General features: G+C 59.7%; 26 protein-coding genes. 18 read left to right on the plus strand and 8 right to left on the minus strand.

Annotation, left to right across the window (positions count from 1 at the left end):
• Positions 1-154: 154 nt before the first annotated feature.
• Together hisI and folE are read right to left on the minus strand one after the other, a co-directional pair.
• The gene (gene hisI, locus AC13QY_RS29080) at positions 155-604 is read right to left on the minus strand and encodes a phosphoribosyl-AMP cyclohydrolase (RefSeq protein ID WP_112721279.1); all 450 of its coding nucleotides are present in this window, start codon (positions 602-604) and stop codon (positions 155-157) included.
• 25 nt (positions 605-629) lie between these two features.
• The gene (folE, locus tag AC13QY_RS29085; RefSeq protein ID WP_069612233.1) at positions 630-1,241 is read right to left on the minus strand and encodes a GTP cyclohydrolase I FolE; all 612 of its coding nucleotides are present in this window, start codon (positions 1,239-1,241) and stop codon (positions 630-632) included.
• A gap of 292 nt (positions 1,242-1,533) precedes the next feature.
• On the opposite strand from folE, the gene AC13QY_RS29090 reads away from it, so the two are divergent.
• From AC13QY_RS29090 to AC13QY_RS29110, 5 genes are all read left to right on the plus strand, one after another.
• Positions 1,534-1,989: an iron-sulfur cluster assembly scaffold protein gene (locus tag AC13QY_RS29090; protein WP_112721280.1), complete on the plus strand. Its 456-nt coding sequence runs from the start codon at positions 1,534-1,536 to the stop codon at positions 1,987-1,989.
• A 128-nt stretch (positions 1,990-2,117) separates the two neighbouring features.
• Positions 2,118-2,561, plus strand: coding sequence for a membrane protein insertion efficiency factor YidD (gene yidD, locus AC13QY_RS29095; protein WP_113352498.1), 444 nt, complete (start codon positions 2,118-2,120; stop codon positions 2,559-2,561).
• Positions 2,562-2,564: 3 nt separating this feature from the next.
• Entirely contained in the window at positions 2,565-3,092 is a 528-nt protein-coding gene (locus AC13QY_RS29100) for a DUF1697 domain-containing protein (RefSeq protein ID WP_113352499.1), read from the plus strand.
• Between the two features lie 128 nt (positions 3,093-3,220).
• A complete protein-coding gene (thrS, locus tag AC13QY_RS29105) occupies positions 3,221-5,209 on the plus strand; it encodes a threonine--tRNA ligase (protein WP_113352500.1) in 1,989 nt (662 codons plus the stop codon).
• Positions 5,210-5,355: 146 nt separating this feature from the next.
• Positions 5,356-6,195: a lysophospholipid acyltransferase family protein gene (locus AC13QY_RS29110; protein ID WP_069612228.1), complete on the plus strand. Its 840-nt coding sequence runs from the start codon at positions 5,356-5,358 to the stop codon at positions 6,193-6,195.
• Positions 6,196-6,278: 83 nt separating this feature from the next.
• Here AC13QY_RS29110 and AC13QY_RS29115 read toward each other — a convergent pair whose 3' ends face one another.
• Positions 6,279-7,349, minus strand: a complete 1,071-nt coding sequence (locus AC13QY_RS29115; RefSeq protein WP_488487071.1) for a hypothetical protein — start codon at positions 7,347-7,349, stop codon at positions 6,279-6,281.
• A 153-nt stretch (positions 7,350-7,502) separates the two neighbouring features.
• On the opposite strand from AC13QY_RS29115, the gene AC13QY_RS29120 reads away from it, so the two are divergent.
• The 4 genes from AC13QY_RS29120 (at position 7,503) to AC13QY_RS29135 (ending at position 10,466) form a co-directional block, all read left to right on the plus strand.
• The gene (locus AC13QY_RS29120; protein WP_113352502.1) at positions 7,503-8,090 is read left to right on the plus strand and encodes a nitroreductase family protein; all 588 of its coding nucleotides are present in this window, start codon (positions 7,503-7,505) and stop codon (positions 8,088-8,090) included.
• Positions 8,090-8,695: a flavin reductase family protein gene (locus tag AC13QY_RS29125; RefSeq protein ID WP_113352503.1), complete on the plus strand. Its 606-nt coding sequence runs from the start codon at positions 8,090-8,092 to the stop codon at positions 8,693-8,695. The genes AC13QY_RS29120 and AC13QY_RS29125 overlap by 1 nt, the downstream gene beginning before the upstream one ends.
• A gap of 113 nt (positions 8,696-8,808) precedes the next feature.
• A complete protein-coding gene (locus tag AC13QY_RS29130; protein ID WP_113352673.1) occupies positions 8,809-9,963 on the plus strand; it encodes a DUF2336 domain-containing protein in 1,155 nt (384 codons plus the stop codon).
• Positions 9,964-9,998: 35 nt separating this feature from the next.
• Positions 9,999-10,466 carry a GNAT family N-acetyltransferase gene (locus AC13QY_RS29135; protein ID WP_173002447.1) on the plus strand — a complete coding sequence of 156 codons (468 nt, stop codon included), beginning with the start codon at positions 9,999-10,001 and terminating at the stop codon, positions 10,464-10,466.
• Between the two features lie 4 nt (positions 10,467-10,470).
• On the opposite strand, the gene AC13QY_RS29140 is transcribed toward AC13QY_RS29135, so the two are convergent.
• Together AC13QY_RS29140 and parE are read right to left on the minus strand one after the other, a co-directional pair.
• Positions 10,471-11,649: an AI-2E family transporter gene (locus tag AC13QY_RS29140; RefSeq protein ID WP_113330659.1), complete on the minus strand. Its 1,179-nt coding sequence runs from the start codon at positions 11,647-11,649 to the stop codon at positions 10,471-10,473.
• A 248-nt stretch (positions 11,650-11,897) separates the two neighbouring features.
• A complete protein-coding gene (gene parE, locus AC13QY_RS29145) occupies positions 11,898-13,961 on the minus strand; it encodes a DNA topoisomerase IV subunit B (RefSeq protein WP_113352505.1) in 2,064 nt (687 codons plus the stop codon).
• Between the two features lie 205 nt (positions 13,962-14,166).
• Here parE and AC13QY_RS29150 point away from each other — a divergent pair, with 205 nt between their 5' ends.
• The 4 genes from AC13QY_RS29150 to pyrG all read left to right on the plus strand — a co-directional run bounded on the left by AC13QY_RS29150 (position 14,167) and on the right by pyrG (position 18,374).
• Positions 14,167-15,063 carry an alpha/beta fold hydrolase gene (locus AC13QY_RS29150; RefSeq protein WP_113352506.1) on the plus strand — a complete coding sequence of 299 codons (897 nt, stop codon included), beginning with the start codon at positions 14,167-14,169 and terminating at the stop codon, positions 15,061-15,063.
• A 136-nt stretch (positions 15,064-15,199) separates the two neighbouring features.
• Entirely contained in the window at positions 15,200-15,970 is a 771-nt protein-coding gene (gene tpiA / locus AC13QY_RS29155; RefSeq protein ID WP_113330662.1) for a triose-phosphate isomerase, read from the plus strand.
• A 113-nt stretch (positions 15,971-16,083) separates the two neighbouring features.
• Positions 16,084-16,602, plus strand: a complete 519-nt coding sequence (gene secG, locus AC13QY_RS29160; protein ID WP_113330663.1) for a preprotein translocase subunit SecG — start codon at positions 16,084-16,086, stop codon at positions 16,600-16,602.
• A 143-nt stretch (positions 16,603-16,745) separates the two neighbouring features.
• Positions 16,746-18,374 (plus strand): CTP synthase, encoded by a 1,629-nt coding sequence (gene pyrG / locus AC13QY_RS29165; protein ID WP_069612218.1) that lies wholly within the window; start codon positions 16,746-16,748, stop codon positions 18,372-18,374.
• On the opposite strand, the gene ftrA is transcribed toward pyrG, so the two are convergent.
• Positions 18,337-19,374, minus strand: coding sequence for a transcriptional regulator FtrA (gene ftrA, locus AC13QY_RS29170; protein ID WP_113352507.1), 1,038 nt, complete (start codon positions 19,372-19,374; stop codon positions 18,337-18,339). The two genes, pyrG and ftrA, sit on opposite strands and share 38 nt — an antisense overlap.
• A gap of 65 nt (positions 19,375-19,439) precedes the next feature.
• Here ftrA and AC13QY_RS29175 point away from each other — a divergent pair, with 65 nt between their 5' ends.
• The 4 genes from AC13QY_RS29175 (at position 19,440) to AC13QY_RS29190 (ending at position 23,512) form a co-directional block, all read left to right on the plus strand.
• Positions 19,440-19,832: a rhodanese-like domain-containing protein gene (locus AC13QY_RS29175; protein WP_113330666.1), complete on the plus strand. Its 393-nt coding sequence runs from the start codon at positions 19,440-19,442 to the stop codon at positions 19,830-19,832.
• A gap of 139 nt (positions 19,833-19,971) precedes the next feature.
• Complete coding sequence (locus tag AC13QY_RS29180) at positions 19,972-21,021, plus strand: HoxN/HupN/NixA family nickel/cobalt transporter (protein WP_113330667.1); 1,050 nt, start codon at positions 19,972-19,974, stop codon at positions 21,019-21,021.
• Positions 21,022-21,106: 85 nt separating this feature from the next.
• Positions 21,107-21,640, plus strand: coding sequence for a FecR domain-containing protein (locus tag AC13QY_RS29185; RefSeq protein WP_113352508.1), 534 nt, complete (start codon positions 21,107-21,109; stop codon positions 21,638-21,640).
• A gap of 12 nt (positions 21,641-21,652) precedes the next feature.
• A complete protein-coding gene (locus tag AC13QY_RS29190; RefSeq protein WP_269245344.1) occupies positions 21,653-23,512 on the plus strand; it encodes a CHASE2 domain-containing protein in 1,860 nt (619 codons plus the stop codon).
• A gap of 26 nt (positions 23,513-23,538) precedes the next feature.
• Here the strand turns inward: AC13QY_RS29190 and AC13QY_RS29195 are convergent, their stop codons facing one another.
• Positions 23,539-24,138, minus strand: coding sequence for a LysE family translocator (locus tag AC13QY_RS29195; protein ID WP_113352510.1), 600 nt, complete (start codon positions 24,136-24,138; stop codon positions 23,539-23,541).
• Positions 24,139-24,235: 97 nt separating this feature from the next.
• Here AC13QY_RS29195 and AC13QY_RS29200 point away from each other — a divergent pair, with 97 nt between their 5' ends.
• Entirely contained in the window at positions 24,236-25,111 is an 876-nt protein-coding gene (locus tag AC13QY_RS29200; protein WP_113352511.1) for a LysR family transcriptional regulator, read from the plus strand.
• Positions 25,112-25,135: 24 nt separating this feature from the next.
• Here AC13QY_RS29200 and AC13QY_RS29205 read toward each other — a convergent pair whose 3' ends face one another.
• Positions 25,136-26,224 carry a citrate synthase/methylcitrate synthase gene (locus AC13QY_RS29205; RefSeq protein ID WP_113352512.1) on the minus strand — a complete coding sequence of 363 codons (1,089 nt, stop codon included), beginning with the start codon at positions 26,222-26,224 and terminating at the stop codon, positions 25,136-25,138.
• Positions 26,225-26,233 lie beyond the last annotated feature (9 nt).

Raw genomic sequence — 26,233 nt, forward strand, 5'->3', positions numbered from 1 at the left:
TCGAGCTCTGTCCGCCGATGTGACGATTCAACCCCCAATTCAGCATTTTTACGCCTCCTCCGAGGCTCCGTGTGCCTCGGCTAAAATACTGTCCCTTTTTCGTTTCCAAATCGTATACTGGTTGTGGCTTGTTGAAACACCATCACCGATAGGTCTACTGCTTGTAGACTTCTTCCGGATTGAAATGCAGGTGATCGTCGACCACGCTCAGCACCGGCTTCCCATCTTCGAGCTCGACTGTTCGGTAGAAGCAGGAACGGCGGCCAGTATGGCACGTCGCATCATGTCCGGCGACCTCCACTTTCAGCCAGATTGCATCCTGATCGCAATCCGTTCGGATTTCCTTCACCGTCTGAAGGTTTCCGGAGGTTTCACCTTTTTTCCAGATCTTACCGCGCGAGCGGCTGAAATAATGCGCCGTGCCGGTCTTGATCGTCAGCGCGAGCGCCTCGGCATTCATGTGCGCGACCATCAGCAATTCGCCATCATGCGCATCCGTCACGATCGCGGTGATCAGGCCGCGATCGTCGAAACGGGGCGTGAAATCGCCTGCATCCTCCAACTCGGATTTATCTTCGGAAGGAGCATTGAAAATCAGGTTCATTTCCGGCTCTTTCGTTGAAGCTCGGTCAGCGACCCCGGACCAAGGACATGAAACGAGCCTGCTCGGCCGGATCGGCCTTGAAGGCACCCGTGAAGGTCATCGTCAGCGTCGAGGAACCCTGCTTCTTTATGCCGCGCATGGACATGCACATATGTTCGGCGTCGATCATCACGGCGACGCCGCGCGGACGCAGGGACTCGTCGATCGCATTGGCGATCTGAGCCGTCATGGCTTCCTGCGTCTGCAGGCGGCGCGCAAAAATATCGACGACACGGGCGATTTTCGACAGGCCGAGGACACGACCGCTCGGCAGATAGGCGACGTGCGCCTTGCCGATGATCGGCACCATATGATGTTCGCAATGCGAATAGAACGGGACGTCCCGCTCAAGAACGATATCGTCGTAGCCCGAGACTTCTTCAAAAGTGCGGCCGAGCACATCCTCGGGATTCAGCTCGTAGCCGCCGAACAGCTCGCGATAGGCCTTGGCAACGCGCGCAGGCGTATCGAGCAGGCCTTCGCGACGCGGATCATCGCCGGCCCAGCGAAGGAGAACGCGGATTGCGTCTTCAGCTTCCTGCTGCGACGGGCGTTCGAAATCAGTGACTTGCGGAAAGTTCTTTACAATGGCGTCCATTACCTGTGGTTCTCCTGATCCGCTGTGCGGATATCATCTTGTCGGACTCGCCACTGGCATTCCCCGAGGTACGGAGATTTTGTACCTTTGGCGGGCTCCGGGGCGTTCTGGCTGGCGGACAAGCCTGCCGTCCTGCACGGTTTCCCATCAAACTTACAGAAGACCATTGCATTTCGATGGTCTTCGAACGACATACATATAGTATGGCATTGTCCCTGTGAAAGTGTCCTAAACGGACACGCTGTGTTTTTTGTTACGAAACACGAACAGGTGCATCGGAGCAAAATCTGTGATGGACGACATCTACAACAGCAAAATCCTAGAGTTTGCCGGCAATATCGGCCGCATCGGCAGTCTTCCTGACGCCGATGCCAGTGCCCAGGCCCATTCCAGACTGTGCGGTTCTCGCGTAAAAATCTGGCTGAAAATGGACGGCGATGTCGTGACCGATTTTGCCCATGACGTCAAGGCCTGTGCGCTCGGCCAGGCGTCATCGTCGATCATGGCGCGTCATGTGGTCGGCGCTACTGCAGATGAAGTACGCAAGGCCCGCGAGGATATGCTCGCCATGCTCAAGGCCGACGGCGAAGGGCCTGACGGGCGTTTCGAAGACATGCGCTATCTGAAGCCGGTCAGGGATTACAAGGCCCGTCACGCTTCGACCATGCTGACATTCGATGCCGTTGTCGACGCGATCGGGCAGATCGAGGCGGCGCGTCAAGGTGAAATTATCGAGGCTCTATCGTGATTACTTTTATGTGGAGCAGGTATACCCCTCTCTGTCACTTCGTGACATCTCCCCCACAAGGGGGGAGATTATTGGGAATACACTGCAATCTACTAAAAGTACTACCAGGTATAGGGAGGTAGCCGCTCATGTGCTATCTCTGTTCAATACAGGATGATGAGGATGAAGGTGGAGCTGCGGCAGGCTCCAAACGAATCTCCCTCCTTGTGGGGGAGATGTCACGAAGTGACAGAGGGGGGTACGCGGCACGGCAGGTCGGCCGGAACTATTCCGGACCTTTCCGCAAAACACCGGACCGGCTCCTCGGCATGGGCCTCATTCGCCTTTATCAACTGACGCTTTCAGGCTTCACCGGCAACTCCTGCCGCCACATCCCGACCTGCTCGGAATATGGCTATGAGGCGATAGCGCGCCATGGGCTTTGGGCGGGTGGCTGGATGACGCTGTTTCGTGTGGCGCGCTGCGGACCGGGAGGGACGAGCGGGCTCGATCCAGTGCCCAGCGAGCTGGAGCGCCGCTATCATTGGTGGACGCCCTGGCGCTATTTCCGCCTTGGGCAAAAGGCCGCCTGACCGTTGGCAGTCTATGTCGCGCTGCTCTACAGCATAGTCCTTGGCCCAGGCCGCAGAGTTATCATGTCCGATCTCAAGGCCATGGCGGAGAGTTTGGGCTTTCGCAACGCCCGAACGCTTGTTGCGACCGGCAATCTTGTTTTCAAAGCCGAGCCGCAGCCAATCGCATCGGTCGAGGCACAGCTTGAGGCAGGTTTTGCTACGGCTTTCGGCAAGCATGTCGATATCATCGTCCGCGATGCCGATAGATGGCTGAGGCTCGCCGACGGCAATCCCTTTCTCGACGGGATCGGCAGCGAGGTCATCGTTCGGGTGATGCGGCAGCCACTCGAACCCGAAATTATCGATGTGCTTGCGAAATACCGGCAGGACGAGCGCATGGCCGTTGTTGATGGCGATTTATGGATCGATTTCGGCCTCAAGGCCAGCGAGACGAAAATGCTACCGGCTTTGACGACAAAACGGCTCGGCATCGGAACGATGCGAAACTGGAACACCGTGCGCGGTTTGGCCGAGATGATCGGCCGCTAACGCGGCTTTTCCTTTACTAGAATGCGAAATACAGCTATCAGGCGCGCGGACATAAGTAAGCATTTACTTAGTCCCTAACTTTTAAAACCACCCGCATTCGTTGGCGGGACTGGACAAGGAGAATATCGATGTCCCAATCCGTTTCCCTGACATTTCCCGATGGTTCCGTGCGCAGCTTTGCTGCCGGCACGACCGGTCGCGATGTCGCCGAATCCATTTCCAAGTCGCTGGCCAAGAAGGCTGTCGCCATTGCGCTCGACGGCACGGTCCGCGACCTTTCCGATCCGGTGACCGACGGCAGGATCGAGATCATTACCCGCTCGGACGACCGCGCGCTGGAACTGATCCGCCATGACACTGCTCACGTTCTCGCCGAAGCCGTTCAGGAGCTCTGGCCGGGAACGCAGGTGACGATCGGTCCGGTCATCGAAAACGGCTTCTACTACGACTTCGCCAAGAACGAGCCCTTCACACCCGATGACCTCCCGGTCATCGAGAAGCGGATGCGCGAGATCATCCAGCGCAACAAGCCGTTCACCAAGGAAATATGGTCGCGCGAGAAGGCGAGGGAAGTCTTTGCCGCCAAGGGCGAGCGCTACAAGGTGGAACTGGTCGATGCCATCCCCGAAGGTCAGGATCTGAAGATCTATTACCAGGGCGATTGGTTCGACCTCTGCCGAGGTCCGCACATGGCCTCGACCGGCCAGATCGGCAATGCTTTCAAACTGATGAAGGTTGCCGGCGCTTACTGGCGAGGCGACAGCAACAATCCGATGCTGACCCGCATTTACGGCACCGCGTTTGCCGAGCAGGCGGATCTCGACAATTATCTGCACATTCTTGCCGAAGCCGAAAAGCGCGATCACCGCCGTCTCGGCCGCGAAATGGACCTGTTCCATTTCCAGGAAGAAGGCCCTGGCGTCGTCTTCTGGCACGGCAAGGGCTGGCGCATGTTCCAGACGCTGGTGTCCTATATGCGCCGGCGGCTGCAGGGCGATTATCAGGAAGTCAACGCGCCGCAGGTGCTCGACAAGTCGCTTTGGGAGACCTCGGGTCACTGGGGCTGGTACCGTGACAACATGTTCAAGGTCACCGTCGCCGGCGACGATACCGATGACGATCGCGTCTTTGCGTTGAAGCCGATGAACTGCCCCGGCCATATCCAGATCTTCAAGCATGGCTTGAAGTCTTACCGCGAACTGCCGATCCGCCTTGCGGAATTCGGTGCGGTCCATCGCTACGAACCCTCGGGTGCGCTGCATGGTTTGATGCGCGTGCGCGGCTTCACGCAGGACGATGCGCATATCTTCTGCACTGACGAGCAGATGGCGGCCGAGTGCCTGAAGATCAACGATCTCATCCTGTCGGTCTATGAGGACTTCGGCTTCAAGGAGATCGTCGTCAAGCTTTCGACCCGCCCCGACAAGCGCGTCGGTTCGGATGAGCTCTGGGACCGCGCCGAAAGCGTGATGATGGACGTGCTGAAAACGATCGAGGCGCAGTCCGAAGGCCGCATCAAGACCGGCATTCTGCCGGGCGAGGGCGCTTTCTACGGCCCGAAGTTCGAATATACGCTCAAGGATGCCATCGGCCGTGAATGGCAATGCGGCACGACGCAGGTCGACTTCAACCTGCCGGAGCGCTTCGGCGCGTTCTACATCGACCAGCACTCCGAAAAGACGCAGCCGGTGATGATCCACCGCGCCATCTGCGGCTCGATGGAGCGCTTCCTCGGCATCCTGATCGAGAACTTTGCCGGCCATATGCCGCTCTGGGTCTCGCCGCTGCAGGTCGTCGTGGCGACGATCACCTCGGAAGCCGACGCTTATGGCGAAGAGGTAGCGGAAGCGCTGCGCGACGCCGGCCTCGATGTCGAGACCGACTTCCGCAACGAGAAGATCAACTACAAGATCCGCGAGCATTCGGTGACGAAGGTTCCGGTGATCATCGTCTGCGGCAAGAAGGAAGCCGAAGAGCGTTCGGTCAACATCCGCCGCCTCGGCAGCCAGTCGCAGACCTCGATGTCGCTGGACGAAGCGATCGCATCGCTTTCGCTGGAAGCAACGCCGCCGGACATTCTGCGCAAGCGCGAAGCAAGGCGGGCCAAGGCCGCCTGACGGCCGACCGATATCTGGCGGCACCTTCAGGGTGCCGTCAGAGAACTGACATACGACTTTCATATAATTGATGAATCAAAGCGTTGCTGTGGCTGCAGCATGTGACGCAACTGAGACCATAGGAGCGGGGCAGCCCCGTCGCGCACTTGGAATTCAAAGAATTATCCTACGCCAACGAACGGGACACGCGGATCAAGCGCTGGTTCATCCGCTCCATCGAAGGCCTTTCCGGCCGAGACCGTTATGCCCGGCTCTACGATATCTGGCGCACCGATATCGTCGGCAAGAGCGAGCGGGTTTTCGGCAAGATGCTCGATCTCATCGATGTGCGCCTGCTCATCAAAGGCGAATGGCCGCCGAACCAGATCCCCGAGGCGCCGATCGTCATCGTCGCCAATCACCCCTACGGCATCGGCGACGGCATCGCGGTGCTGGCGCTTGCCGAGCAACTGGGGCGCCCCTTTAAGGTCCTGATCAATAACGAATTGTTGAAAGTGCCTGAGATGCACGACTATTCGCTGCCGGTCTCCTTCGAGGAAACCAAGGAAGCGATGGCGATCAATATGAAGACCCGGCATGAGGCTGTTCGCCTCTTAAAGGAAGGCACAACGATCATCGTTTTTCCGGCCGGTGGCGTTGCAACCGCCAAGAAGGGTTTCGGCCGGGCAGAGGATCTGCCTTGGAAGATATTCCCGGCAAAACTCATCCAGGCCGCGCGTGCGAGCGTCATTCCCATCTATTTCGAAGGACAGAACGGCAGGCTGTTCCATCTGGCGAGCCGCATCTCGATGACTTTGCGCATCTCGCTGCTGATCCGTGAATTCCGGCGTCTCTCCGGCAGCACCATAACAGCGCATATCGGTGCTCCCAGGAGCTGGGAGGCCCTCAGCGAGGGCAGTGACCGCAAGGACCTGCTGACGAAGCTCTATGGAGCGGTCTTCTCCATGGCACCCCCTAGAAAGATGCTGCGGCGTAAGGCCGGGTGAGCGGAAAGGGTTTCGAGCTTCTCATCACCGAGCGATGACTGCATTGATAGCGCCAGCCGGTGATTAAACGCGGGGCTCCGCTGTCAATCCATGCTATCGCCGTCGTCGCCACCAGCGGCAGGCGCCAATTGTTCATAGGTGGGCAGCGGTTGCTGGTTGGTCGTGGCCGGCGGCGTCTGGCTCTGGCGCATCGGCGGCATCTGGATCGGCAGCTGCCGGGCCGACTGTTCGGTATCGGCATCCTGCGGCTGCTGCTGCTTCATCAGCACTTCCACATCCGTATTCATACCGGCGGCGACCGTGAAATCGCGCTGATAGATCTTGTCCTTGTTGCGGGCAACGGCAGTGTAGCGGCCTTCCGCAAGCACCATGGTCGGAAATGCACTGACGCTTTCGCCAACGATATCGCCCGCTGCCGTCAGGATCGACCAGGCCGTATCGGCGATCGCCTCGCCGCCGGCATCCGAGACCAGCTTGAACGTGAGCTTTGCCGCCCTGTGTTGAATGGTCGCCTCGGTCACCTTGCCGGCTTCCACCTGGATATCGGCGCGGATGACGGCATTGACCTCGCCATATTCGGAAACGACGTGATAGGTGCCGGCACTGAGGCCAACCAGCGTGTTCGGCTTGACGTCGTCCATGACGAGGCCGCGTTCGCCGTCCTCCTTGGTTTCGCTCGAATAGATCGAGAAGCTCAGTTCGTTCGGAGGAATACGGACATCGGGGCCGGATACGGCATTCAAGACCATGCCGCCGGCGTCGAGAACCATCGTCTGCTTCTGGGTCTCGCCGCTTTCAGGCACGCTCAGCCGCTTGGTGACACCGGCGCGGCCGAAAGAGACATTGACGAAGTAATCGCCCGGCAAAAGGTGAAAGGAGGCCGAGCCTCCGCGCGAGCTGGCAACCAGCGGCAGTTTGCCGTCTGCTCCCGCTATCGGGCTGAAAACGTACCAGGCAAGGCCCTGCTGCTGGGGGCCGCTCTGGGGCGTGAGTTTGGCTTCGAGGGAAACGTCGCGCAATGTGCGCGCAGGCGAATTCTCGCCATTCGGGGCCACGAAGGCGTTGAGCTTCGGCATCTTGACGCTACCGTCGAGCTGCTTGAATTCCTTGAAGGCATCCTGGGCTGCGACGGCGGTGCTCATGCTCGCAAGCATTGCGAAAGCCGCGCTCAATCGGCGAGCGGATGAAATGCCTGACATGGATACCAACCGATTGACTTCCGATAAAACACACGCCACTTCAAAACCAATGCGGTGGCAAATTCAAGACCTCATCATACCACAAGCCAAAATGAAGGCAGTTCCTCAATGAAAACCGATATCAAACTGGTCGACTATCTCGCGGTGCGCCGATCCATCCCTGCGTTCCAGATGTCGGAGCCGGGACCGGACAAGGCTGAGATCGAGGAGATTCTCCGGTTGGCCTCGCGTGTGCCGGATCACGGCAAGCTCGCGCCCTGGCGCTTTATCGTCTATCGCGGCGAGGAACGCGCTCGCATCGGTGAAGAGCTATTGAAGCTTGCACTGGAAGCTAAGCCTGACCTGTCTGAGGAAATGATTCAGGTCGAACGCACTCGTTTCACCCGTGCCCCGGTGGTCATCGCCGTCGTCAGCAAGGCGGCGCCGCATTTCAAGATCCCGGAATGGGAACAGCTCATGTCGGCGGGCGCGCTTTGCATGAACCTGCTGATTTCAGCCAATGCCCATGGCTGGGTCTCCAACTGGCTGACCGAATGGTTTGCCTTTGACGAGCGCGCCTATCCGTTGCTCGGTGTCCAGCGGAGCGAGAAGGTCGCCGGCTTCATCCATATCGGCTCGACAAGCTTTCCTCCGGTCGAACGCCCACGCCCGGAACTTGCCGAAACGGTAACATGGGTCGGCGGCGAGGACGCGTGATGTTCTATACGACGGATACCAATCGTCATGGGCTGGCGCATGATCCGTTCAAGGCGATCGTGGCGCCGCGGCCGATCGGCTGGATCGGCAGCAAGGGCAGGGATGGTTCGCTGAATTTGTCGCCTTATTCCTTTTTCAACGCCGTCAGCGACCGGCCGAAGCTGGTGATGTTCTCCTCTGCCGGCAGAAAGGACAGCGTGCGCAATGTCGAGGAAACCGGCGTCTTTACGGCCAACCTCGTCAGTCGCCATATCGTGGAGAAGATGAACCATTCTTCCGTTGCCGTTCCCTATGGCGTCAATGAATTCGAACTTGCCGGACTAACCGCAAAACCTGGCGAGCTGATCGATGCCCCCTATGTTGCCGAGGCCTTTGCCGTGCTCGAATGCCGGGTAACTGAAATCCTGCAGCCCAAGGGTCTCAATGGCGAGGTATCGGAAAATATCATGGTCATCGGCCAGGTCGTCGGTATCCATATCGACGAGACGATCATTCGCGACGGCAGGCTGGACATGGCGCTGGTGCGTCCCATCGCGCGCATGGGCTACATGGATTATAGCGAGGGCAGTGACGTCTTCGAGATGATCAGGCCAAAGGCGCCCTGATGGGCGCCACTCGTGCTGGTAGGCGAAAGGTTAATAAGCAAGGTAAACGTCCCGTAAACCTTTGCCCGATAACGTGAAGCATATGAATTTGCGGGGCAAGAATCGCCCCGTTGATATCGGGGCGTTACGTGATCATAGAAGCATTCCTTCGCTGGGCTGAGACCGCCAAGGCAGAAAGCAGGACGCGGGCGGCCAATGCACTCGGCAGGGCCTATCTGCAGTCGGAGATGCCGAAGGACGAGCGCGCGGCTGCCGAGATGGCAATGACCTATCTGCTCGACGACCCGTCTCCCCGCGTGCGGCTGGCGCTTGCTGAGGCGGTCGCGCATTCGGCCACCGCCCCGCGGAACGTCATCCTGTCTTTAGCCGAGGATCAGCCTGAAATCGCCGGGCAGATCATCCTATTTTCGCCCGTGTTCACCGATGCCGACCTCGTCGATCTCGCATTGCGGGGTAGCGATGTGACGCGGGTGTTGATCGCGTCTCGCGGCGAGGTGCCACGTGCGGTCTGCGCTGCACTTGCCGAGATCGGCGGCGAGGCTGAAATTCTGTGTCTGCTCGAGAACGATGGTGCCTTGCTTTCGCAGGCCTCGCTCAAACGCATCGCCGAGCGAATGGGTGACTGCGCCGACATACGCGGACTGCTTCTTTCACGAGACATCTTGTCCTCAGATATCAGGCACCTGCTGATGCGCCAGGTCAGCAACGCGCTTTTGGAATCGCCCCTCGTCCAGAGTTTTATCGACAGATCCAGACTACAGCAGGTAACGCGTGAAGCGACCGAATCCGCAACCGTCACGATCGCGGGAACGGCACAGCACGAGCAATTGCCCGATTTGGTCGAGCATCTCAGGCAGGGCGGCTGGCTGACGCCGGCGTTCCTGATGCATGCGCTATGTTCCGGCAAGGTCGATTTCTTTGCCTGCGCGATCACCAATCTTTCCGGATGCGATGAACGGCGCGTGCGCTCGATCGTTTCCAGGGGGCGCGCCCATGCCCTGCGGGCGCTTTACGAAAGCGCCGGACTGCCTCGGGATATCAGCACGATCTTCGTCGAAGCGACGATGATATGGCGCGAATCCTCCCGCAAGAACGGCAGTGCGATGCTGGAAGATGTGTCTTCGCGATTGATGCGCAAGTTCCACCTTGCGGAGCCAGTCCCCGCCGCAGCAACGCAGTTGCTCGACATGGTCGAGAAGCTTGCCAATGCCGAGAAACGGCAAACTGCGCGGAGCTTTGCCGCACTGGCGACGCTCGCCGCCGCGTGATATCCAGCGGGCATTCTATCTCTCAGAGGTTCATCTTGTCACTGACGATTGCTATCGAATCCCCGCGTCAGGAGGGGGTTATCCGCCTTCTCGACATGTCGAGCGCCTATGCGGAATCGCTCTATCCGGCGGAGAGCAACCACATGCTCGATCTCTCTTCCCTGGAGAAGGCCGAGGTGACCTTCTGGGTTGCCAGGGTAGAGGGCGCGATCGTCGGATGTTGCGCCTTGGTGGAAGCCGGCGACGGTACAGCGGAGATCAAGCGCATGTTCGTCGATCCGATCGCCAGAGGCCGCAGTGTCGCGCGCAAGCTCATGGAGACGCTCGAAGCGGCAGCGCTCGAAAAAGGCCTTTCCGCGGTGCGGCTTGAAACCGGCATATATCAGCCGGAAGCGATCGGCTTATACCGGAAATTCGGATATCTCGAAATTCCCGCATTCGGCAGCTATCAGCCCGACCCGCTCAGCCTGTTCATGGAGAAGCGGCTGGAACAAACCAGCTGAGCAATCAGCCTTCGGCAGCGTCCCGAACATGCAGCTGCAGTTCGGGTTCCTGCGCGTGCTGTTCCTCGGTCAATTCAGCCTCACGAATCCATTCGCGCCAGATGGCAACGATGATGGCCATCAGCACCGGACCGATGAAGAGCCCGAGGAAGCCCATGGTCTTTACGCCGCCCACCAGACCGAAGAAGGTGGGGAGGAACGGCAGCTTGATCGGACCGCCGACAAGCTTGGGACGAAGCGTTTTATCGACAATGAAAAGCTCGATCGTGCCCCAGAGAAAGAGGGCAATACCCGCCCAAAGCGAGCCGCTGGCGACGAGATAGATCGACACAAGCGACATGGAAAGCGGTGCGCCGCCCGGCACGAGAGCCATCACGCCCGTCAGTACGCCGAGCGTGATTGCGGACGGAGCGCCGGCGATCCAGTAGGCCACGCCGAGGACGATGCCTTCGCCGATGGCGATTAGCGTCATGCCCATGACGGTCGAACTGATCGTCGCGGGTACGACCCGCGAAATCCGTTCCCAGCGATTTGGGAGAATCTTCTCGCCGAGCAAGTCGACCTGGCGGACGAAGGTCGCGCCGTCGCGATAGATGAAGAACAGCGCAATTAGCATGAAGAGCAAGGTCAGCACGACGTGGAATGCACCACCACCGGCTGCAAGAACCGCTCTGTAGATATTGCCGATATGGGCACCGCTCACCAGCTGCGCCAACTCACCGAGCGAGCCCGGGCTGCCGACATATTGCGTCCATTGCTCGCCGAGCCAGGAGCCGACGACCGGCAAAGCGAGAATCCATTGCGGCGGCGGCGCACCCTCGCGATTCACATGGATCGCCCAGCTGAACCACTCGCGCACCTCACCAGCCATATAGATGGCGGATAGGACGATAGGCAGGACGAGGAAGGTGACGATGAATGCGATGGCGATAGTGGCGGCGAGTGTCGTATTGCCGCCGGTACGACGCACGATATCGCTATAGAGCGGCCAAGTGGCAAAGCCGATCACCGCTGCGGCAAGGACCGGTACGAGAAAGCCATAAAAGAAATAAATACCGGCAATGGCAATCAAAATCAGCAGCCAGCGCGCTGCGGAAATGGATGGGATCAAAGGCATGCGCGCATGCGCACTCGGTCCCAGCCACCGATGCTCCCTCGGCTTATGACGTTCAAATACACCCACCGGTCTTACTTCGCCCCTCTTTACTAGATCATCCGGTTATGGGGTATGATCTAGGCCGTTTCAAGAGCAACGGCTTTAAGCTTCTTATTCAGCCGTCATGACAATAGCACGACCGTCCTGCGCGCCGTAATTAAGTTATCGAGAGGCGACGAAGCATCTTGAACGCAGAAGACTGAGTTTTTGTGTCGAATCTGAAACTTTTATCAGCGAGGAGGATCAACAAATCCGTTTCGGCGGTTGGTCTGCTGTCAGATATCCAGATCCTCGGCAAAGGCGGCCCGCTCCTGAATGAAGCGGAAGCGAGCATCGGCCTTGGTGCCCATCAGATTGTCGACGGCGTCGCGCGTTCCCTCGAAATCGACTTCATCGATCTCGACGCGCAGCAGCGTGCGCTTAGCCGGATCCATCGTGGTCTCCTTGAGTTGGGCCGGCAACATTTCGCCCAGACCTTTGAAGCGGCTGATCTCAACCTTGCCTTTGCCCTTGAATTCCGTGGCCATCAGCTCCTGCCGGTGGGCGTCGTCGCGGGCATAGATGGATTTCGAGCCCTGGGTGATCTTGTAGAGCGGCGGGACGGCCAGGAAGAGGTGGCCCTGACGGATCAGCTCCGGCATCTCCTGATAGAAGAAGGTGATCAGCAGCGAAGCGATGTGGGCGCCGTCGACGTCGGCATCGGTCATCACGACGATGCGCTGATAGCGCAGGTCTTCCTCGCGATATTTCGTGCGGGTGCCGCAGCCGAGCGCCTGGACGAGATCGGTGATCTGCTGGTTGGCCGACAGTTTCTCGCGACCGGCGCTGGCGACGTTCAGGATCTTGCCGCGTAGTGGCAGGATTGCCTGGTTGGTGCGGTTTCGTGCCTGCTTGGCCGAGCCGCCTGCCGAATCGCCCTCGACGAGGAAAAGTTCGGCACCTTCCGCTGCGCTCTGCGAGCAATCCGCCAGCTTGCCCGGCAGGCGCAGCTTGCGCACGGCGGTTTTACGGTTGACTTCCTTTTCCTTGCGCCGCCGCAGGCGCTCCTCGGAGCGCTCGATCACCCATTCCAGCAGCTTTTCAGCTTCAGCCGGATTGTCGGCAAGATAGTGATCGAAAGGGTCGCGCAGTGCGTTTTCGACGATGCGCTGGGCTTCGACCGTCGCGAGCTTGTCCTTCGTCTGGCCGACGAATTCCGGCTCGCGGATGAAGATCGACAGCATGCCGACGCCCGAAATCATCACGTCATCCGTCGTGATATTGGCCGCACGCTTGTTTTGGGTGAGATCAGCGTAGCTCTTCAGGCCCTTGGTCAAGGCAATGCGGAGGCCTGCCTCATGGGTGCCGCCTTCAGGAGTCGGAATCGTATTGCAATAGGAATGGATCTGCGGGTCGCCGCCATACCATGTGATCGCCCATTCGAGCGAGCCGTGGCCGCTTTCCTTTTCCGATTTGCCGGCAAAGATCTCGCGGGTAACAGTGAACTCGCTGCCCATCGTCGCCTTGAGATAATCCTTAAGGCCGCCCGGGAAATGGAAGACCGCCTTTTCCGGAACATCGGCGCCTTCCGGCGCCAGCTCGGGATCGCAGCCCCAGCGGATTTCGACGCCGCCGAACAGATAGGCTTTGGAACGGGCCATGCGGAAAACGCGGGCCGGATCGAAGCGGGCGTGATCGCCGAAGATCTGCGGATCGGGATGGAAGCGGACGCGCGTGCCGCGGCGATTATGCACGTCACCTAGCTCTTCCAAACCGCCAATCGGCAGGCCGCGCGAGAAGCGCTGGCGATAGAGCTTGCGGTTGCGGGCAACCTCGACTTCCAGATCATCCGACAGCGCATTGACGACGGACACGCCGACGCCATGCAAACCGCCCGAGGTCTCATAGGCCTTGCCGTCGAATTTGCCGCCGGCATGCAGCTTGGTCATGATGACTTCGAGCGTCGACTTGCCAGGTACCTGCGGATGGTTTTCCACGGGGATACCACGCCCATTATCCGTGACGGTCAGATAACCTTCCCGATCGAGATAGACCTCGATGAAATTGGCGTGGCCGGCCACCGCCTCGTCCATGGAATTGTCGATGACTTCGGCGAAAAGGTGGTGCAATGCCTTCTCGTCCGTGCCGCCGATATACATGCCGGGACGCATGCGGACGGGCTCGAGTCCCTCGAGAACACGGATTGAGCTTGCGCCATATTCCTCTGACGACGAAGTCGTCGGAGCCGCGCGCTGTGCAGGCGCGGCGGCTGGCTTTTCCGGCTTTGCGGCCGGCTTTTCCGCTGCTTCCGGTTTCGGCGAGCGGGGGAGGCCGGAGAAGAGATCGTTGCTGTTATCCATAGAACTTCGAGCTACTAGATTTGTCCTAGAGGGGCCAAACCCCTTTAATATCGCATTTGTCGCCGCTATTCGCGAATCATCGTGATTCTGCCAGAAACGGCGCACAAGAGCGATGGCGCCCCGTGACGGGGAAGATTCATGAATGAGATTTGCGTTGCTGAGTGACGAATGGCAACCCCGATGGCTGATTTGAGGAAGTATCCGTATGCGAATGTCCACAGCTCATTTGCCTATCCTGCCCGCAATCTCGGCCATTTTGCTTCTGGCGACGGGGCAGACCGCCTCTGCAGATATGTTGAAGCCGTTCAAGGACGAGCTGTTTTCCAGTCAGACGGTCATCGAAAGCCACGACAACGGCGCGTTCCAGACGATCGACTACCAGGAAATGCGAGATATCAACGGCCGCGACCAGATTCCGGAAAAGCGCGTCAAGCCGGCCTATGTCGATACCGGCGTGCGCTGGAAAGCCCAGGAAGACGAAACGCTTGCGATCGGCGGCCGCAAGGTTGATGTCACCCGCATAGGTCCCGCATCGCAACAGGCATTTACCGTGATCTTTATCCATGGCCGCGGCGGCGACCGCCGGCTCGGCTCCAACGACTATACGTTCGGCGGCAATTTCAACCGGCTGAAGAACCTGGCCTATCGCAACGGCGGCACGTATTACGCACCGAGCGTCAGAGGTTTCGACAGCAACGGAGTTGCCGATATCGCCGAGCTCATCCGCTATTCCTACGAGCAATCCGCCGGCAAGCCCGTCATCCTCACCTGCGCTTCCATGGGCAGCTTCATTTGCTGGGGCATTACGCGCGATTCCGAAAGCGTCAAGCGCCTGAGGGGCATGGCGATCCTGAGCGGCGTCACCGATCCTGATTTCACCAAGAGCGCCTTCTACAAGGCAAAGCTGCCGCTCTGGTTCACGCATGGCAGCAAGGATCCGGTCTATGCGGCTGCGGACCAGCAGGCGCTGTTTGAAAAACTCTACAAAGCGCATTATCCGACACGCTTCACGCTTTTCGAGACCGGCAATCATGGGACGCCCGTCCGCATGACCGATTGGCGCAAAGTTCTCAACTGGATCGTTGATCCGCAAGCGTCATAAACGCTCGCGCAATCCGACTTATTTTCCGGGTAAGCATTTTTCAAACGATTTGAGCTGGTTCCGGCCGCATTCGATAACTTTCCTTTCTCTTTCCTTTTTGTTAGTCCGAAGCTGGATCAAGGGGGAGAATATCGGAATGACGAAGACCATACGGCCGCTCCTGGCCGGAAACTGGAAGATGAACGGCACACGCGCGAGCCTGGATCAGATCAAGGCGATCGCGGACGGCGTCAAGGCGCCGCTGTCGGAGAAGATCGATACGCTACTCTGCCCCCCGGCCACCTTGCTCTATGTCGCGACCGCGCTTTGCGACGACAGCCCGCTCGCCATCGGCGCTCAGGATTGCCATCAGCAGGTCAGTGGCGCCCATACGGGCGATATTTCGGCCGAAATGATCGCCGACTGCTTCGGGACCCACGTCATCGTCGGCCATTCAGAGCGCCGCAGGAATCATGCCGAAAGCGACATGCTGGTGCGCGCAAAGGCGCAGGCAGCGCATGATGCCGGGCTGATCGCCATCATCTGCATCGGCGAAACGGCTTACGAGCGCAATAGTGGCCAAACGCTCGAGGTGCTGAAGCGGGAGCTCGTGGGCTCCATTCCGGATGGCTCCACGGCACAGACGACCGTGATCGCTTACGAGCCAGTCTGGGCGATCGGCACCGGCGTGGTTCCAACCCAGGAAAACGTCGAGGAGGCACATGCCTTCATCCGCGCCGAACTCATCGAGCGCTTCGGCAAGGAGGGGGCGAATATGCGAATCCTCTATGGCGGATCGGTCAGCGGCGCCAATGCGCGCGACCTTCTGGATGTTCCGCATGTCAACGGTGTGCTTGTCGGCGGACAGAGCTTGAAAGCGGTCGACTTCCTCGCCATTTATGCCGCATTCGAACGGCAGTTCGCCTGAAGCAACCACTTGCCCGGAATTCCAGCCTTAAAAGGGCTTGGAATAGGCGAGAGCCTCATGTAAAGAGCCGCGAGCTTTTATTTTTGATGCCCGCACCGGGCAGGACTGGATCTATGCAAACCGTACTGCTTGTCATCTATCTCATGGTTGTCGTCGCCCTTATCGGCGTGGTGCTGATTCAGCGCTCCGAAGGTGGCGGCCTTGGCATCGGGGGCGGCTCGGGCTTCATGTCTGCGCGCGGTACGGCCAATGCGCTGACGCGCACAACGGCCATTCTGGCAACGCTGTTCTTCGCGCTTGCCCTCGGCATGAACGTGTTGTCCCGCTTCGAGGCTCGCCCGACCGACATTCTCAACCGCATTCCGAGCACGGCGGGTCAGGGCAACGGCATTCTCGATTCGCTTGGCGGCCAGAAGGGTGCTGCTCCGGCAAACACCCAGCCGAAGCCCGCCGATAATAGCGGTGTTCCGAACAGCGGTGCCGTCGCTCCGCAGTCGCAGGCAACACCGCCTGCCACGACGAATCAGGCAGCTCCTGCCCAGCAGGCTCCGGCCGCGACCGGTCAACAGACCGCGCCGGCGACGACCACTCCCGCGCCAGCCGACAACGGCGGCGTCCCGACCGGTAAGTAATTCCGGTCGCCGAAGATCATCCCCGGCAGGTCCTCGGATCTGCCGGTTTTGTTTTGTCCATATTCCGCGTTCTGTAGCCAAAATTCCGGAAACGAATTTTAGGGCTAGCGGAATCATTTGTGAAAAGGTATCCGGTGACTCCCATGGCGCGATATGTATTCATCACTGGCGGCGTGGTTTCTTCCCTCGGAAAAGGAATTGCGGCTGCGGCTCTCGGAGCGTTGTTGCAGGCTCGTGGTTATCGAGTCCGCCTGCGCAAACTCGACCCCTATCTGAACGTGGACCCGGGCACGATGAGCCCGACCCAGCACGGCGAGGTCTTCGTCACCGACGACGGTGCGGAAACCGACCTCGATCTCGGCCACTATGAGCGCTTCACCGGCCGCTCGGCCACCAAGACCGATAACATCACCACCGGTCGCATCTACAAGAACATCATCGACAAGGAACGCCGCGGCGACTATCTCGGCGCGACCGTTCAGGTCATTCCGCACGTTACCAACGAGATCAAGGATTTCGTCACCGAAGGCAATGACGACTATGATTTCGTCATCTGCGAGATCGGCGGCACGGTCGGCGATATCGAAGCCATGCCTTTCATGGAAGCGATCCGCCAGCTCGGCAACGATCTGCCGCGCGGTACGGCTGTTTACGTCCATCTGACGCTGATGCCCTATATCCCCGCTGCCGGCGAGCTGAAGACCAAGCCGACGCAGCATTCGGTCAAGGAACTGCAGGCACTCGGCATTCATCCTGACATTCTGCTGGTTCGTGCCGATCGGGAAATCCCCGAAGCCGAGCGTCGGAAGCTTTCGCTGTTCTGCAACGTGCGGGAATCTGCCGTCATTCAGGCGCTCGATGTCGCCAACATCTATGACGTGCCGATGGCCTACCACAAGGAAGGCCTCGACAATGAGGTTCTCGCTGCTTTCGGTATCGAGCCGGCCCCGAAGCCGCGCCTGGAGCAGTGGGAAGAGGTCTGCAATCGCATCCGCACGCCGGAAGGCGAGGTGACGATTGCCATCGTCGGCAAATACACCGGGCTCAAGGATGCGTATAAGTCGCTAATCGAGGCACTGCATCATGGCGGCATCGCCAACCGGGTCAAGGTCAAGCTCGAATGGATCGAATCCGAGGTCTTCGAAAAGGAAGATCCGGCGCCGTATCTTGAGAAAGTTCACGGCATTCTCGTTCCCGGCGGCTTTGGCGAGCGCGGTTCGGAGGGCAAGATCCTGGCAGCCCGCTTCGCACGCGAACGCAAGGTTCCGTATTTCGGCATCTGCTTCGGCATGCAGATGGCCGTCATCGAAGCGGCCCGCAATCTGGCCGGTGTCGAACATGCCTCGTCGACCGAGTTCGGCCCGACCAAGGAACCTGTCGTTGGCCTGATGACCGAATGGCTGAAGGGCAATGAGCTGCAGAAGCGCACGGCATCCGGCGATCTCGGCGGCACGATGCGCCTCGGCGCCTACAAGGCGGCCCTGAAGAAGGGCACGAAGATTTCCGAGATCTACGGCTCCACAGATATTTCGGAGCGTCATCGCCATCGCTACGAGGTCAATGTCGACTACAAGGACAGGCTGGAAGATTGCGGCTTGACCTTCTCCGGCATGTCACCGGACGGCGTTCTGCCTGAAACGATCGAATATGCGGATCATCCGTGGTTCATCGGCGTCCAGTATCATCCGGAACTGAAGTCCCGTCCGCTGGAGCCGCATCCGCTGTTCTCGAGCTTTATCGAAGCGGCGACGGAACAGAGCCGGCTGGTTTAAGATTTGCAAATCGCTTGCGGTAGTCGCTCGGGCTCACCGCAAGCCTCTCCCGAAAATGATGGCGCATGGTGGCGAGCGATCCAAACCCGCTCGCCGCGGCTACATCGTCCAATGAAATGGCCGTTTGCTTTTCAAGCAGATCGCGGGCGCGCCGCAGCCGCTCGCTGAGCAGCCATTCCCCCGGCGTCATGCCGGTGGTCGCCTCGAAACGGCGCTGGAAGGTCCGCACACTCATGCCGGCCCGCGCTGCAAGTGCCGCAATGGGCTGATCTTCCTGCAAACGCTCGCGCATCCATTCAAGCAGCGGGCCTAAACGAGCTCCCTCACGCTGTCTCAAAACCGGCGTTTCGATATATTGCGCCTGGCCGCCCTCGCGATGGGGTGGAACCACAAGACGGCGGGCGACGCTGTTGGCAATATCCGGTCCGTAATCGCGGCGCACGACATGCAGACAGAGATCGATGGCGGCGGCACTGCCGGCGGCGGTCAGCACCTTGTCTTCATCGACATAGAGAACATCGGCATCGACTAATATATCCGGATAGCGCGTAGCAATGGAATCGACGTAGCGCCAATGTGTGGTCGCCCTGCGGCCGGCGAGTAGACTGGCCGCGGCAAGGACTGCGACGCCAGAGCAGAGGGACATGATGCGGACACCACGGCGGCTGGCCGCTTGGAGTTCGGCAATCAGCAGGGCAGGGACCGGCGTTCCGATACCGCGCCAGCCGGGCACGATGATGAGGTCGGCATCGGCAAGGACTTCAAGACCGTGGTCGACCTGTACCGTCAACCCGCCCGCGGCGCGCAGAGGGCCATCCTCGATCGCGCAGGCGGAAAAGCGATACCAGTCCTTGCCCATTTCCGGGCGCGACAGGCCAAAGATCTCATAGGCGACGCCGAATTCGAAGGTGCACAGCCCGTCATAGACGAGGGTGACGACATGGGGGCCGCGGAGATTGGGGTGATCTGAGTTTGGCATGATTTTGACGCTATATGGCATTTCGGCCAATTTCAACCATGGGATCGCTCAGGCATGAATGCACCGAACCAAATAAGGAGCGTTCCATGTCCCTCGTCAGTGAAATTCCTGCTGCAGATCCCAGTCTCGTCGCTGAGCACTATGCCAAGAGACTTGGCTTCGAAACCGATTGCTCCGACGTCTACCAATCCATGACATCGGGCAATGTCGATTTCGTCTTGTTCGATGTCCGCGGCCCGGCCATGTTCCAGGAGAAGCATATCCCGGGTGCGATCAACCTGCCGCATGGCAAGATGACCGCGAGGAAGATGGCGGAATGGCCAGACGATACACTCTTCGTCGTCTATTGCGCCGGACCGCATTGCAACGGCACCGACAAGGCGGCCTGGCGTCTGGGCACACTCGGTAAGCGCGTGAAGGTCATGATCGGCGGCATGACCGGCTGGGCCGATGAGGGGTATCCGTTCGAGAAGGACTGAGCGCCAGGGGCAGAACCGGCATAGACGGGTCTGCCCATTTTTACGACACTGCGAAAAACTTCGGCATCTACGTCATTCGACTGTCGCGCTGCTTTCGTTTCCGTGACATTGTGCGAGTAAGCATAACGGGAACAAAAGTATGATTCTCAATCCATTTGATGATCGCGCGGAAAGGCCGCGGGCGAAGATCGCCTTCACCTTCGCGCTGCTGATCGTTTTCAATATTGCCGCCTGGATCTGGGCTTGGGTCGCTTTTGCAGACCGTCCGTCTTTGCTTGGTATTGCCCTTCTTGCCTATATGTTCGGCCTGCGCCACGCCTTCGATGCCGATCACATCGCCGCGATCGACAATGTCGTGCGCAAGCTCATTCAGGAAAAGAAGCAGCCTTATGCCGTCGGCTTCTTCTTCTCGCTCGGTCATTCCTCGATCGTCGTGATCGCCTCGATCCTGATTGCCGCAACGGCGGCTGCCATGCAGAGCCAGCTCGATTCCTTCCACGATATCGGCGGCGTCATAGGTACGACGGTTTCGGCGGTCTTTCTGCTGCTGATCGGCGTTGCCAATCTCTTCGTCCTTAAAGGCGTCTGGTCCGCTTTCAGAAGGGCGCAGAGGGGTGAGCGGATCGCAGAGGAAGACCTCGACACGCTGCTTGCCGGCGGCGGTTTTCTGGCACGCATCTTCCGTCCGATGTTCAAGGTCGTCACCCGCTCCTGGCACATGTATCCGATCGGCTTCCTTTTCGGCCTCGGCTTCGATACCGCAACGGAGATCGGGCTTCTCGGCATTTCGGCCGCTCAAGCCGCACAGGGCATGTCCTTCTGGACCATCCTCGTCTTCCCGGCGCTGTTCACCGCCGGCATGTCGCTGATGGATACGCTGGATAGTACGCTGATGACGGGAGCGTATGGCTGGGCCTTCGTCAAGCCGGTGCGCAAGCTCTGGTACAATCTGACCATCACTGCGGCTTCAGTTGTCGTCGCCGTCTTCATCGGTGGTATCGAGGCTTTGGGGCTCATCGCCGACAAACTCGGCCTCGAAGGCAGCTTCTGGAGCTTCGTCGGCGAACTCAACGACAACCTTGCCAATTTCGGCTTCGCCGTCGTCGGCATCTTCTTGCTGAGCTGGCTGGTTTCGACCGTGCTCTACAAAGCCAGAGGCTACGACAACTTGCAGATCAATCGCTCATGACGCATCATCGCCCCAGGGATCGGGCATACCGTGACTGGAGATCGCCGTCCGCGGCTCCAGTCGCATGCGATGAGGGGCCACAATCATGATCCACGCAAGCAATGTTCGCAGCCTAGTGCTGGCAGCAGGCAGTCTATGCATCGTCAGCGCCGGCACGGCTTCTGCACAAGCCGTCGCAAATTGCCCATTGCAGCCTGCCGTCAGCACGACGCGCCAGGTCTTGAATTGCGAAGCTGGGCTTAGCGTCACCGTCGAGCGTGGCGCTCACTACCGGTTTGCAGACCGAAACCATGATGGTCGGACGGATGCTGTCGTACTCGACAGCAAGGCAGCACTGGTTGATGTCGATCGCAACCGTGTTAAGGGCGGATTCGAAGTGGTGACGCCGCAGGCGATCGCCGCCGTGCGCGGCACGCGCTGGGCCGTCGACGTGAAACGGGGCTATACCTCCGTGCTTGTCCTGCGCGGCCGGGTCGCGGTCAATAAGGTATCGACCGGGCAGGGGGTTACGCTAGGCCAAGGACAAGGCGTCGACGCCGACCGGGGGCGCGCCGCATTGCGTGTCACCCAATGGGGACAGCCGCGCATAAATGCTTTGATGGCGCGCCTCGGCCAGTGAGATTCCGACATCATGCGCAGACCGCCGCTGCAGACGCTGATTGCGCTTTTCTTGACTGCCGTCTGGGGGATGGGCCTGGGCGTCGCGCATCTGCGCGGTGACATTCCCTTTGTCGACGGCGCCGAAGCGACGCTCACGAACCTCCGCAATACGCTCGGCGGCAGCTTCCAGCCACCCGATCTCGTCACGATCATTGCCATAGACGATGAGACGTCGCGTATGGCGGGACACTATCCTTTGCCGCGCGCCACGCTCGCCAAAGTGATCGATGTCATCGCCGCATTGGGGCCGAAAGCCGTCGCGCTCGATCTGCTTCTGGTCGATGCCGGCGACGAGGCCAACGATGCAGCATTGGAACAATCGCTCAAACGGACCAAGGTTGTGCTGGCCGCAGCCGGCATCTTTCCCGAAAGCCGCCAGCGCGTCACAGAAGATAGCAAGGAACCTCTCGCTCGCGTGCCCAGTGCGCTGCAATTCCTCGAACCGCAGCAGCGGTTCGCCGACGTCGCAAGCTATGGTATCGTCAATGTGCAGACCGACAAGGCGGGCACGCCGCGTTTCGTGCCTTTGCTGTTTCGCAGCGGCGAGCGGATCGAACCATCCTTTTCGCTGCGTGTCGTTTCCACCGCAACCAACGAGCAGACAACCGTCATCTCCGATCATATCAAGATCGGTGACAGGTCCATCCAGACCGATACCGGCTATCTCATGCCGCTCTCGTTCTACGGTCCGCGCGGAACGATCCGCACCGTCAGCGCCGGTGCTGCGCTCAATGGGCACTTGCCGGAGGCTGCGATCAGGGATCATATCGTCGTTATCGGCGCGACCGTTACCGGCGGCGGCGATGTCTTTCCAACACCCTTCGATCCCGTTCTACCTGGGGTCGAGGTTATCGCGACCTCGATCACGCATCTGATTGCCGGAGACGGGCTGGTACGCGACCGCAACGTCCGTTTTATCGACCTTTATTTCGCCGTCGGCCTGCCGCTGCTCGTCATTGCCCTTCTCTCCTGGCGGCGCAGTGCCATCGGCCCGATAACAATACTCGGCGTCATGCTTGTCTGGTTCGCAGTCAACGTCAGCGCATTCAAGCATGGAATATGGCTGAGCGCAGCACTGCCGATTGCTGCGACCGTACCACCAATGCTGCTATTTGGCGCTGCGCAGCTTTGGCTCGACCGCAGGCGAGCGACGCGATTTGCCGAGCAAAGCGAGCTCCTGCAGCGCATCGAGGCGCCCGGTCTTACCGAGCATCTTGCGCGCGATCCCGATTTTCTCGCAAGCCCTGTGCAACAGGAAGCGGCCGTCGTCTTCATCGACATCAACGGCTTCACAGGTCTTAGCGAGGCCATTGGCCCAGCAGCTGTTCGGGAACTGCTGAACGGCTTCTACAATCTCGTCGATGAAGAGGTAACCGCATCCGGCGGCGCCATCACCAGCTTCATGGGTGACGGAGCTATGATCCTTTTCGGCCTGCCGCAGCCGAAGCCGAGCGATCCCGCCAATGCGGCGCGCTGCTGCATTCGTCTCGCCGCGCGGATGAAGGGCTGGCTCTCAGCACTGCCGGAGACAGTCGCTTCCCGCATCGGTTTCAAGATCGGTGCGCATTGCGGCACCATCGTCGCCTCCCGGCTGGGTGGTGAAGGACGACAGCAGATCACCGCAACCGGCGACACCGTTAACGTCGCAAGCCGGCTGATGGAGGTCGCCGCCAGCAATCGCGCCGAAATCGCCATCAGCCATGAGCTTTTGCTTTCCGCCGGTCAGGACAGCGCGCCTTTCAATGAGGGCAGCCTCGATGGCCCGATCGAAACAGGCTTGCGTGGTCGCGCCGGGACCTTGACCATATGGCTTTGGCGCAGCCGGCCGTGATCAAACCAGCCTCCATCTGCCTGGTTTCATTCTCCCCACATCGGAATGATTGAAATCACCAGGAGGCACGCAAGAGAGATATTGACCGCGCGCCACTGCCATGCCGCTTTCAGCAGACGTCCGAGCATCTGCCCGAGAAGGCACCATACGGCGAGCGAGAAGGCTGCGATAAGGCAGAAAGTCACACCGAGCAATATACCAAGTCTGACGGGACTTTCTGCCAACGCAGCGAAAGAAGCAGCAGCCCCCATCGTCATGGCCCAGCCCTTGGGATTGTGCCAGAGCATCCATACGCCGGCGAGGAAGCCTGTCGGTCTCGCCATCTGCCCCACCTCGCGCGGCTGGCCGCTTCTGCCGATCCGAACGGCGAGCCAGAGCAGATAGAGGGACCCCAGCGTCTTCATGGCGATCTGCAGCATCGGCAGGGCCATCAACACGCTGCCGAGCCCCGCAGCCGCAGCGCAGGCCATGGAGCCCAAGCCGAAGGCAAAACCGCCCATGACGGGTATGGAGCGACGGAAGCCGAAATGCGCGCCGGACGCAGTCGCGAGCGTGGTCGCACCGCCCGGCGTTATGGTGGAAACCAATGCGAAGAGTATCAGCGGCAGCAGAGGTTCGATTGTCATATCCAGCCCTTCTCTAATTGAAAAAGGCATAGGCGCAGCTCTGGCATCATGAAATCGAATATTGAAGGATCAAGGCATTAGTAATTATAATGCTTAGATGATCCGAAACTTCGATATTACCCTCATCAGAACCTTCGCCACCGTTGCCGACCAGGGCAGCATGACAATTGCCGCCAATATGCTGCATATGACCCAGGGCGCCGTCAGCCAGCAGATCAAGCGGCTGGAGGATATGCTCGGCTGCGCTCTGTTCGAACGGGACAGGCGCGGATTGCGGCTGACGGAGGCCGGTGAACGCCTGCGCGGCAATGCCCGCCGCCTATTGGCGTTGAATGACGAGATCTGGGACGACATGACGGAAAGCACTGTTCGCGGTGGCGTCCGCCTCGGCGTTCCCTATGATCTTGTCGGAGCGACGCTGGCGCCCGTGCTGAAATCCTATGCCCAGCGCCATCCTCAGGTGGAGATTTCTCTGATCTGCGCATCGTCTCCGGAGCTGCTGGATGAGTTGGGGAAGGGAACCGTCGACCTCTGTGTGGCGGAGGAACCATACGGCACGTCGCAGGGCGAATGCCTTGCTGTGGAGCGGCTCGTCTGGGTTGGAGCGAAGGCAGGCAATGCCCATCGCAAGGTACCGCTGCCGATTTCGATGGTTGCCGATACCTGTGCCTTCCGATCATCGGTCTTTGCCGCACTCAGCAAGGATGGGTTGCGCTGGCGGACGGTCTTTGAGAATGGCAATATCGAAGCGACCACGGCGACGGTGCGCACGGATCTGGCTATCACCGCCTGGCTCGCTTCGACCGTTCCAACCGATCTCGATATCCTCACCGGCGAGCAGGGTCTGCCCGAGCTGCCGGTCTTCTCAATCAACCTGCATTTGCCGAAGGGCGGCGCAACACCGCAGGCGCTGGAGCTTGCCCGCCATATCCGCGAGGGCATGACGCGGCCGCGCCAATCCGCGGCCGCCTAAATTCCGTCTCCTTGATAAAACCGCCTATGCCGCCTTCGGCAGCGGACCGACATAGCGCGACTGCGGCCGGATCAGACGCCCATCGAGCGTCTGCTCGCGGGCATGGGCGATCCAGCCGACCGTGCGGCCGATCGCGAAGACGCCGGTAAACGAACTGCGAGGAAAGCCGAGAGCATCGAGCAGCAGGGCGGTGTAGTATTCGACGTTGACGTCCAAGGGCCGATCCGGTTTGCGCTCCTTCAGCAACGCCAGCGCCGCCGCCTCAATGGCTTCCGCCAGCGCGATACGTCCAGCATCTGCCTGGCCGCTCGCAAAGATCGGCTTTAATGCAGTCTTCAGCGCATCGGCGCGCGGATCGCGGACGCGATAGATGCGGTGACCGAAACCCATCAGCCGCTCGCCACGATCGAGCGCGTCAGACAACCATGCCCGGGCATTTTCCGGTTTGCCGACGCCGTCAAACATGTCGAGGACAGGGCCGGGGGCGCCGCCATGCAACGGACCTTTAAGGGCGCTGATTGCGGCGAGCACAGAGGAGGTCAGACCGGCATGAGTCGAGGCGATGACGCGGGAGGCGAATGTGGACGCATTCAAGCCGTGATCGGAAATCGTCACCAGATAGGCATCGAGGCCTGCGGTCTGCTCTGCGGTCGGGCTTCGACCCGTCAGCATGCGCAGGATATCACCGGATTGGGACAAGGATGCATCCGGCTTTATCGGTGCTTCGCCTTTCTGCAATCGCAAGATGGCCGGCAGGAAAACGGCCGGTGCCGCCATCAGGCGGATCGCGGTGGCGAAATCCTCACCGTCGGCCACGCGCGCCAGCAAGGCCCGCACAGCATCCACGGGTGGTAGCGCGAGCAGAGCGGCATCGGCGGCCTTCACATGCGTGAAAAGCGCAACGCGTGCCGCGCCGAGCTGAGTTCGGAGGGAAGCTGCGTCGATATGTTCGTCAAACAGGCCATCCAGCAGCAGCGCCGCAACATCCTCGAAGCGGCTGGTTGCCATCAGATCATCAAGCGACACGCCGCGGATGATCAAGCGACCGGCAGCGCCGTCGACGTCGGACAGCTTGGTTTCTGCGGCAATGACATCTTCAAGACCACTTTTCATTACGGTTCT

Source organism: Martinezella sp. CNPSo 3795, assembly GCF_057784475.1.

Coding starts and splice junctions, on each gene's coding strand:
- hisI (WP_112721279.1), bottom strand. CDS start 604: ATGAACCTGATTTTCAATGCTCCTTCCGAAGATAAATCCGAGTTGGAG.
- folE (WP_069612233.1), bottom strand. CDS start 1,241: ATGGACGCCATTGTAAAGAACTTTCCGCAAGTCACTGATTTCGAACGC.
- AC13QY_RS29090 (WP_112721280.1), top strand. CDS start 1,534: ATGGACGACATCTACAACAGCAAAATCCTAGAGTTTGCCGGCAATATC.
- yidD (WP_113352498.1), top strand. CDS start 2,118: ATGTGCTATCTCTGTTCAATACAGGATGATGAGGATGAAGGTGGAGCT.
- thrS (WP_113352500.1), top strand. CDS start 3,221: ATGTCCCAATCCGTTTCCCTGACATTTCCCGATGGTTCCGTGCGCAGC.
- AC13QY_RS29115 (WP_488487071.1), bottom strand. CDS start 7,349: ATGCTTGCGAGCATGAGCACCGCCGTCGCAGCCCAGGATGCCTTCAAG.
- AC13QY_RS29120 (WP_113352502.1), top strand. CDS start 7,503: ATGAAAACCGATATCAAACTGGTCGACTATCTCGCGGTGCGCCGATCC.
- AC13QY_RS29125 (WP_113352503.1), top strand. CDS start 8,090: ATGTTCTATACGACGGATACCAATCGTCATGGGCTGGCGCATGATCCG.
- parE (WP_113352505.1), bottom strand. CDS start 13,961: ATGGATAACAGCAACGATCTCTTCTCCGGCCTCCCCCGCTCGCCGAAA.
- AC13QY_RS29150 (WP_113352506.1), top strand. CDS start 14,167: ATGCGAATGTCCACAGCTCATTTGCCTATCCTGCCCGCAATCTCGGCC.
- tpiA (WP_113330662.1), top strand. CDS start 15,200: ATGACGAAGACCATACGGCCGCTCCTGGCCGGAAACTGGAAGATGAAC.
- secG (WP_113330663.1), top strand. CDS start 16,084: ATGCAAACCGTACTGCTTGTCATCTATCTCATGGTTGTCGTCGCCCTT.
- pyrG (WP_069612218.1), top strand. CDS start 16,746: ATGGCGCGATATGTATTCATCACTGGCGGCGTGGTTTCTTCCCTCGGA.
- ftrA (WP_113352507.1), bottom strand. CDS start 19,374: ATGCCATATAGCGTCAAAATCATGCCAAACTCAGATCACCCCAATCTC.
- AC13QY_RS29175 (WP_113330666.1), top strand. CDS start 19,440: ATGTCCCTCGTCAGTGAAATTCCTGCTGCAGATCCCAGTCTCGTCGCT.
- AC13QY_RS29180 (WP_113330667.1), top strand. CDS start 19,972: ATGATTCTCAATCCATTTGATGATCGCGCGGAAAGGCCGCGGGCGAAG.
- AC13QY_RS29185 (WP_113352508.1), top strand. CDS start 21,107: ATGATCCACGCAAGCAATGTTCGCAGCCTAGTGCTGGCAGCAGGCAGT.
- AC13QY_RS29190 (WP_269245344.1), top strand. CDS start 21,653: ATGCGCAGACCGCCGCTGCAGACGCTGATTGCGCTTTTCTTGACTGCC.
- AC13QY_RS29195 (WP_113352510.1), bottom strand. CDS start 24,138: ATGACAATCGAACCTCTGCTGCCGCTGATACTCTTCGCATTGGTTTCC.
- AC13QY_RS29200 (WP_113352511.1), top strand. CDS start 24,236: ATGATCCGAAACTTCGATATTACCCTCATCAGAACCTTCGCCACCGTT.
- AC13QY_RS29205 (WP_113352512.1), bottom strand. CDS start 26,224: ATGAAAAGTGGTCTTGAAGATGTCATTGCCGCAGAAACCAAGCTGTCC.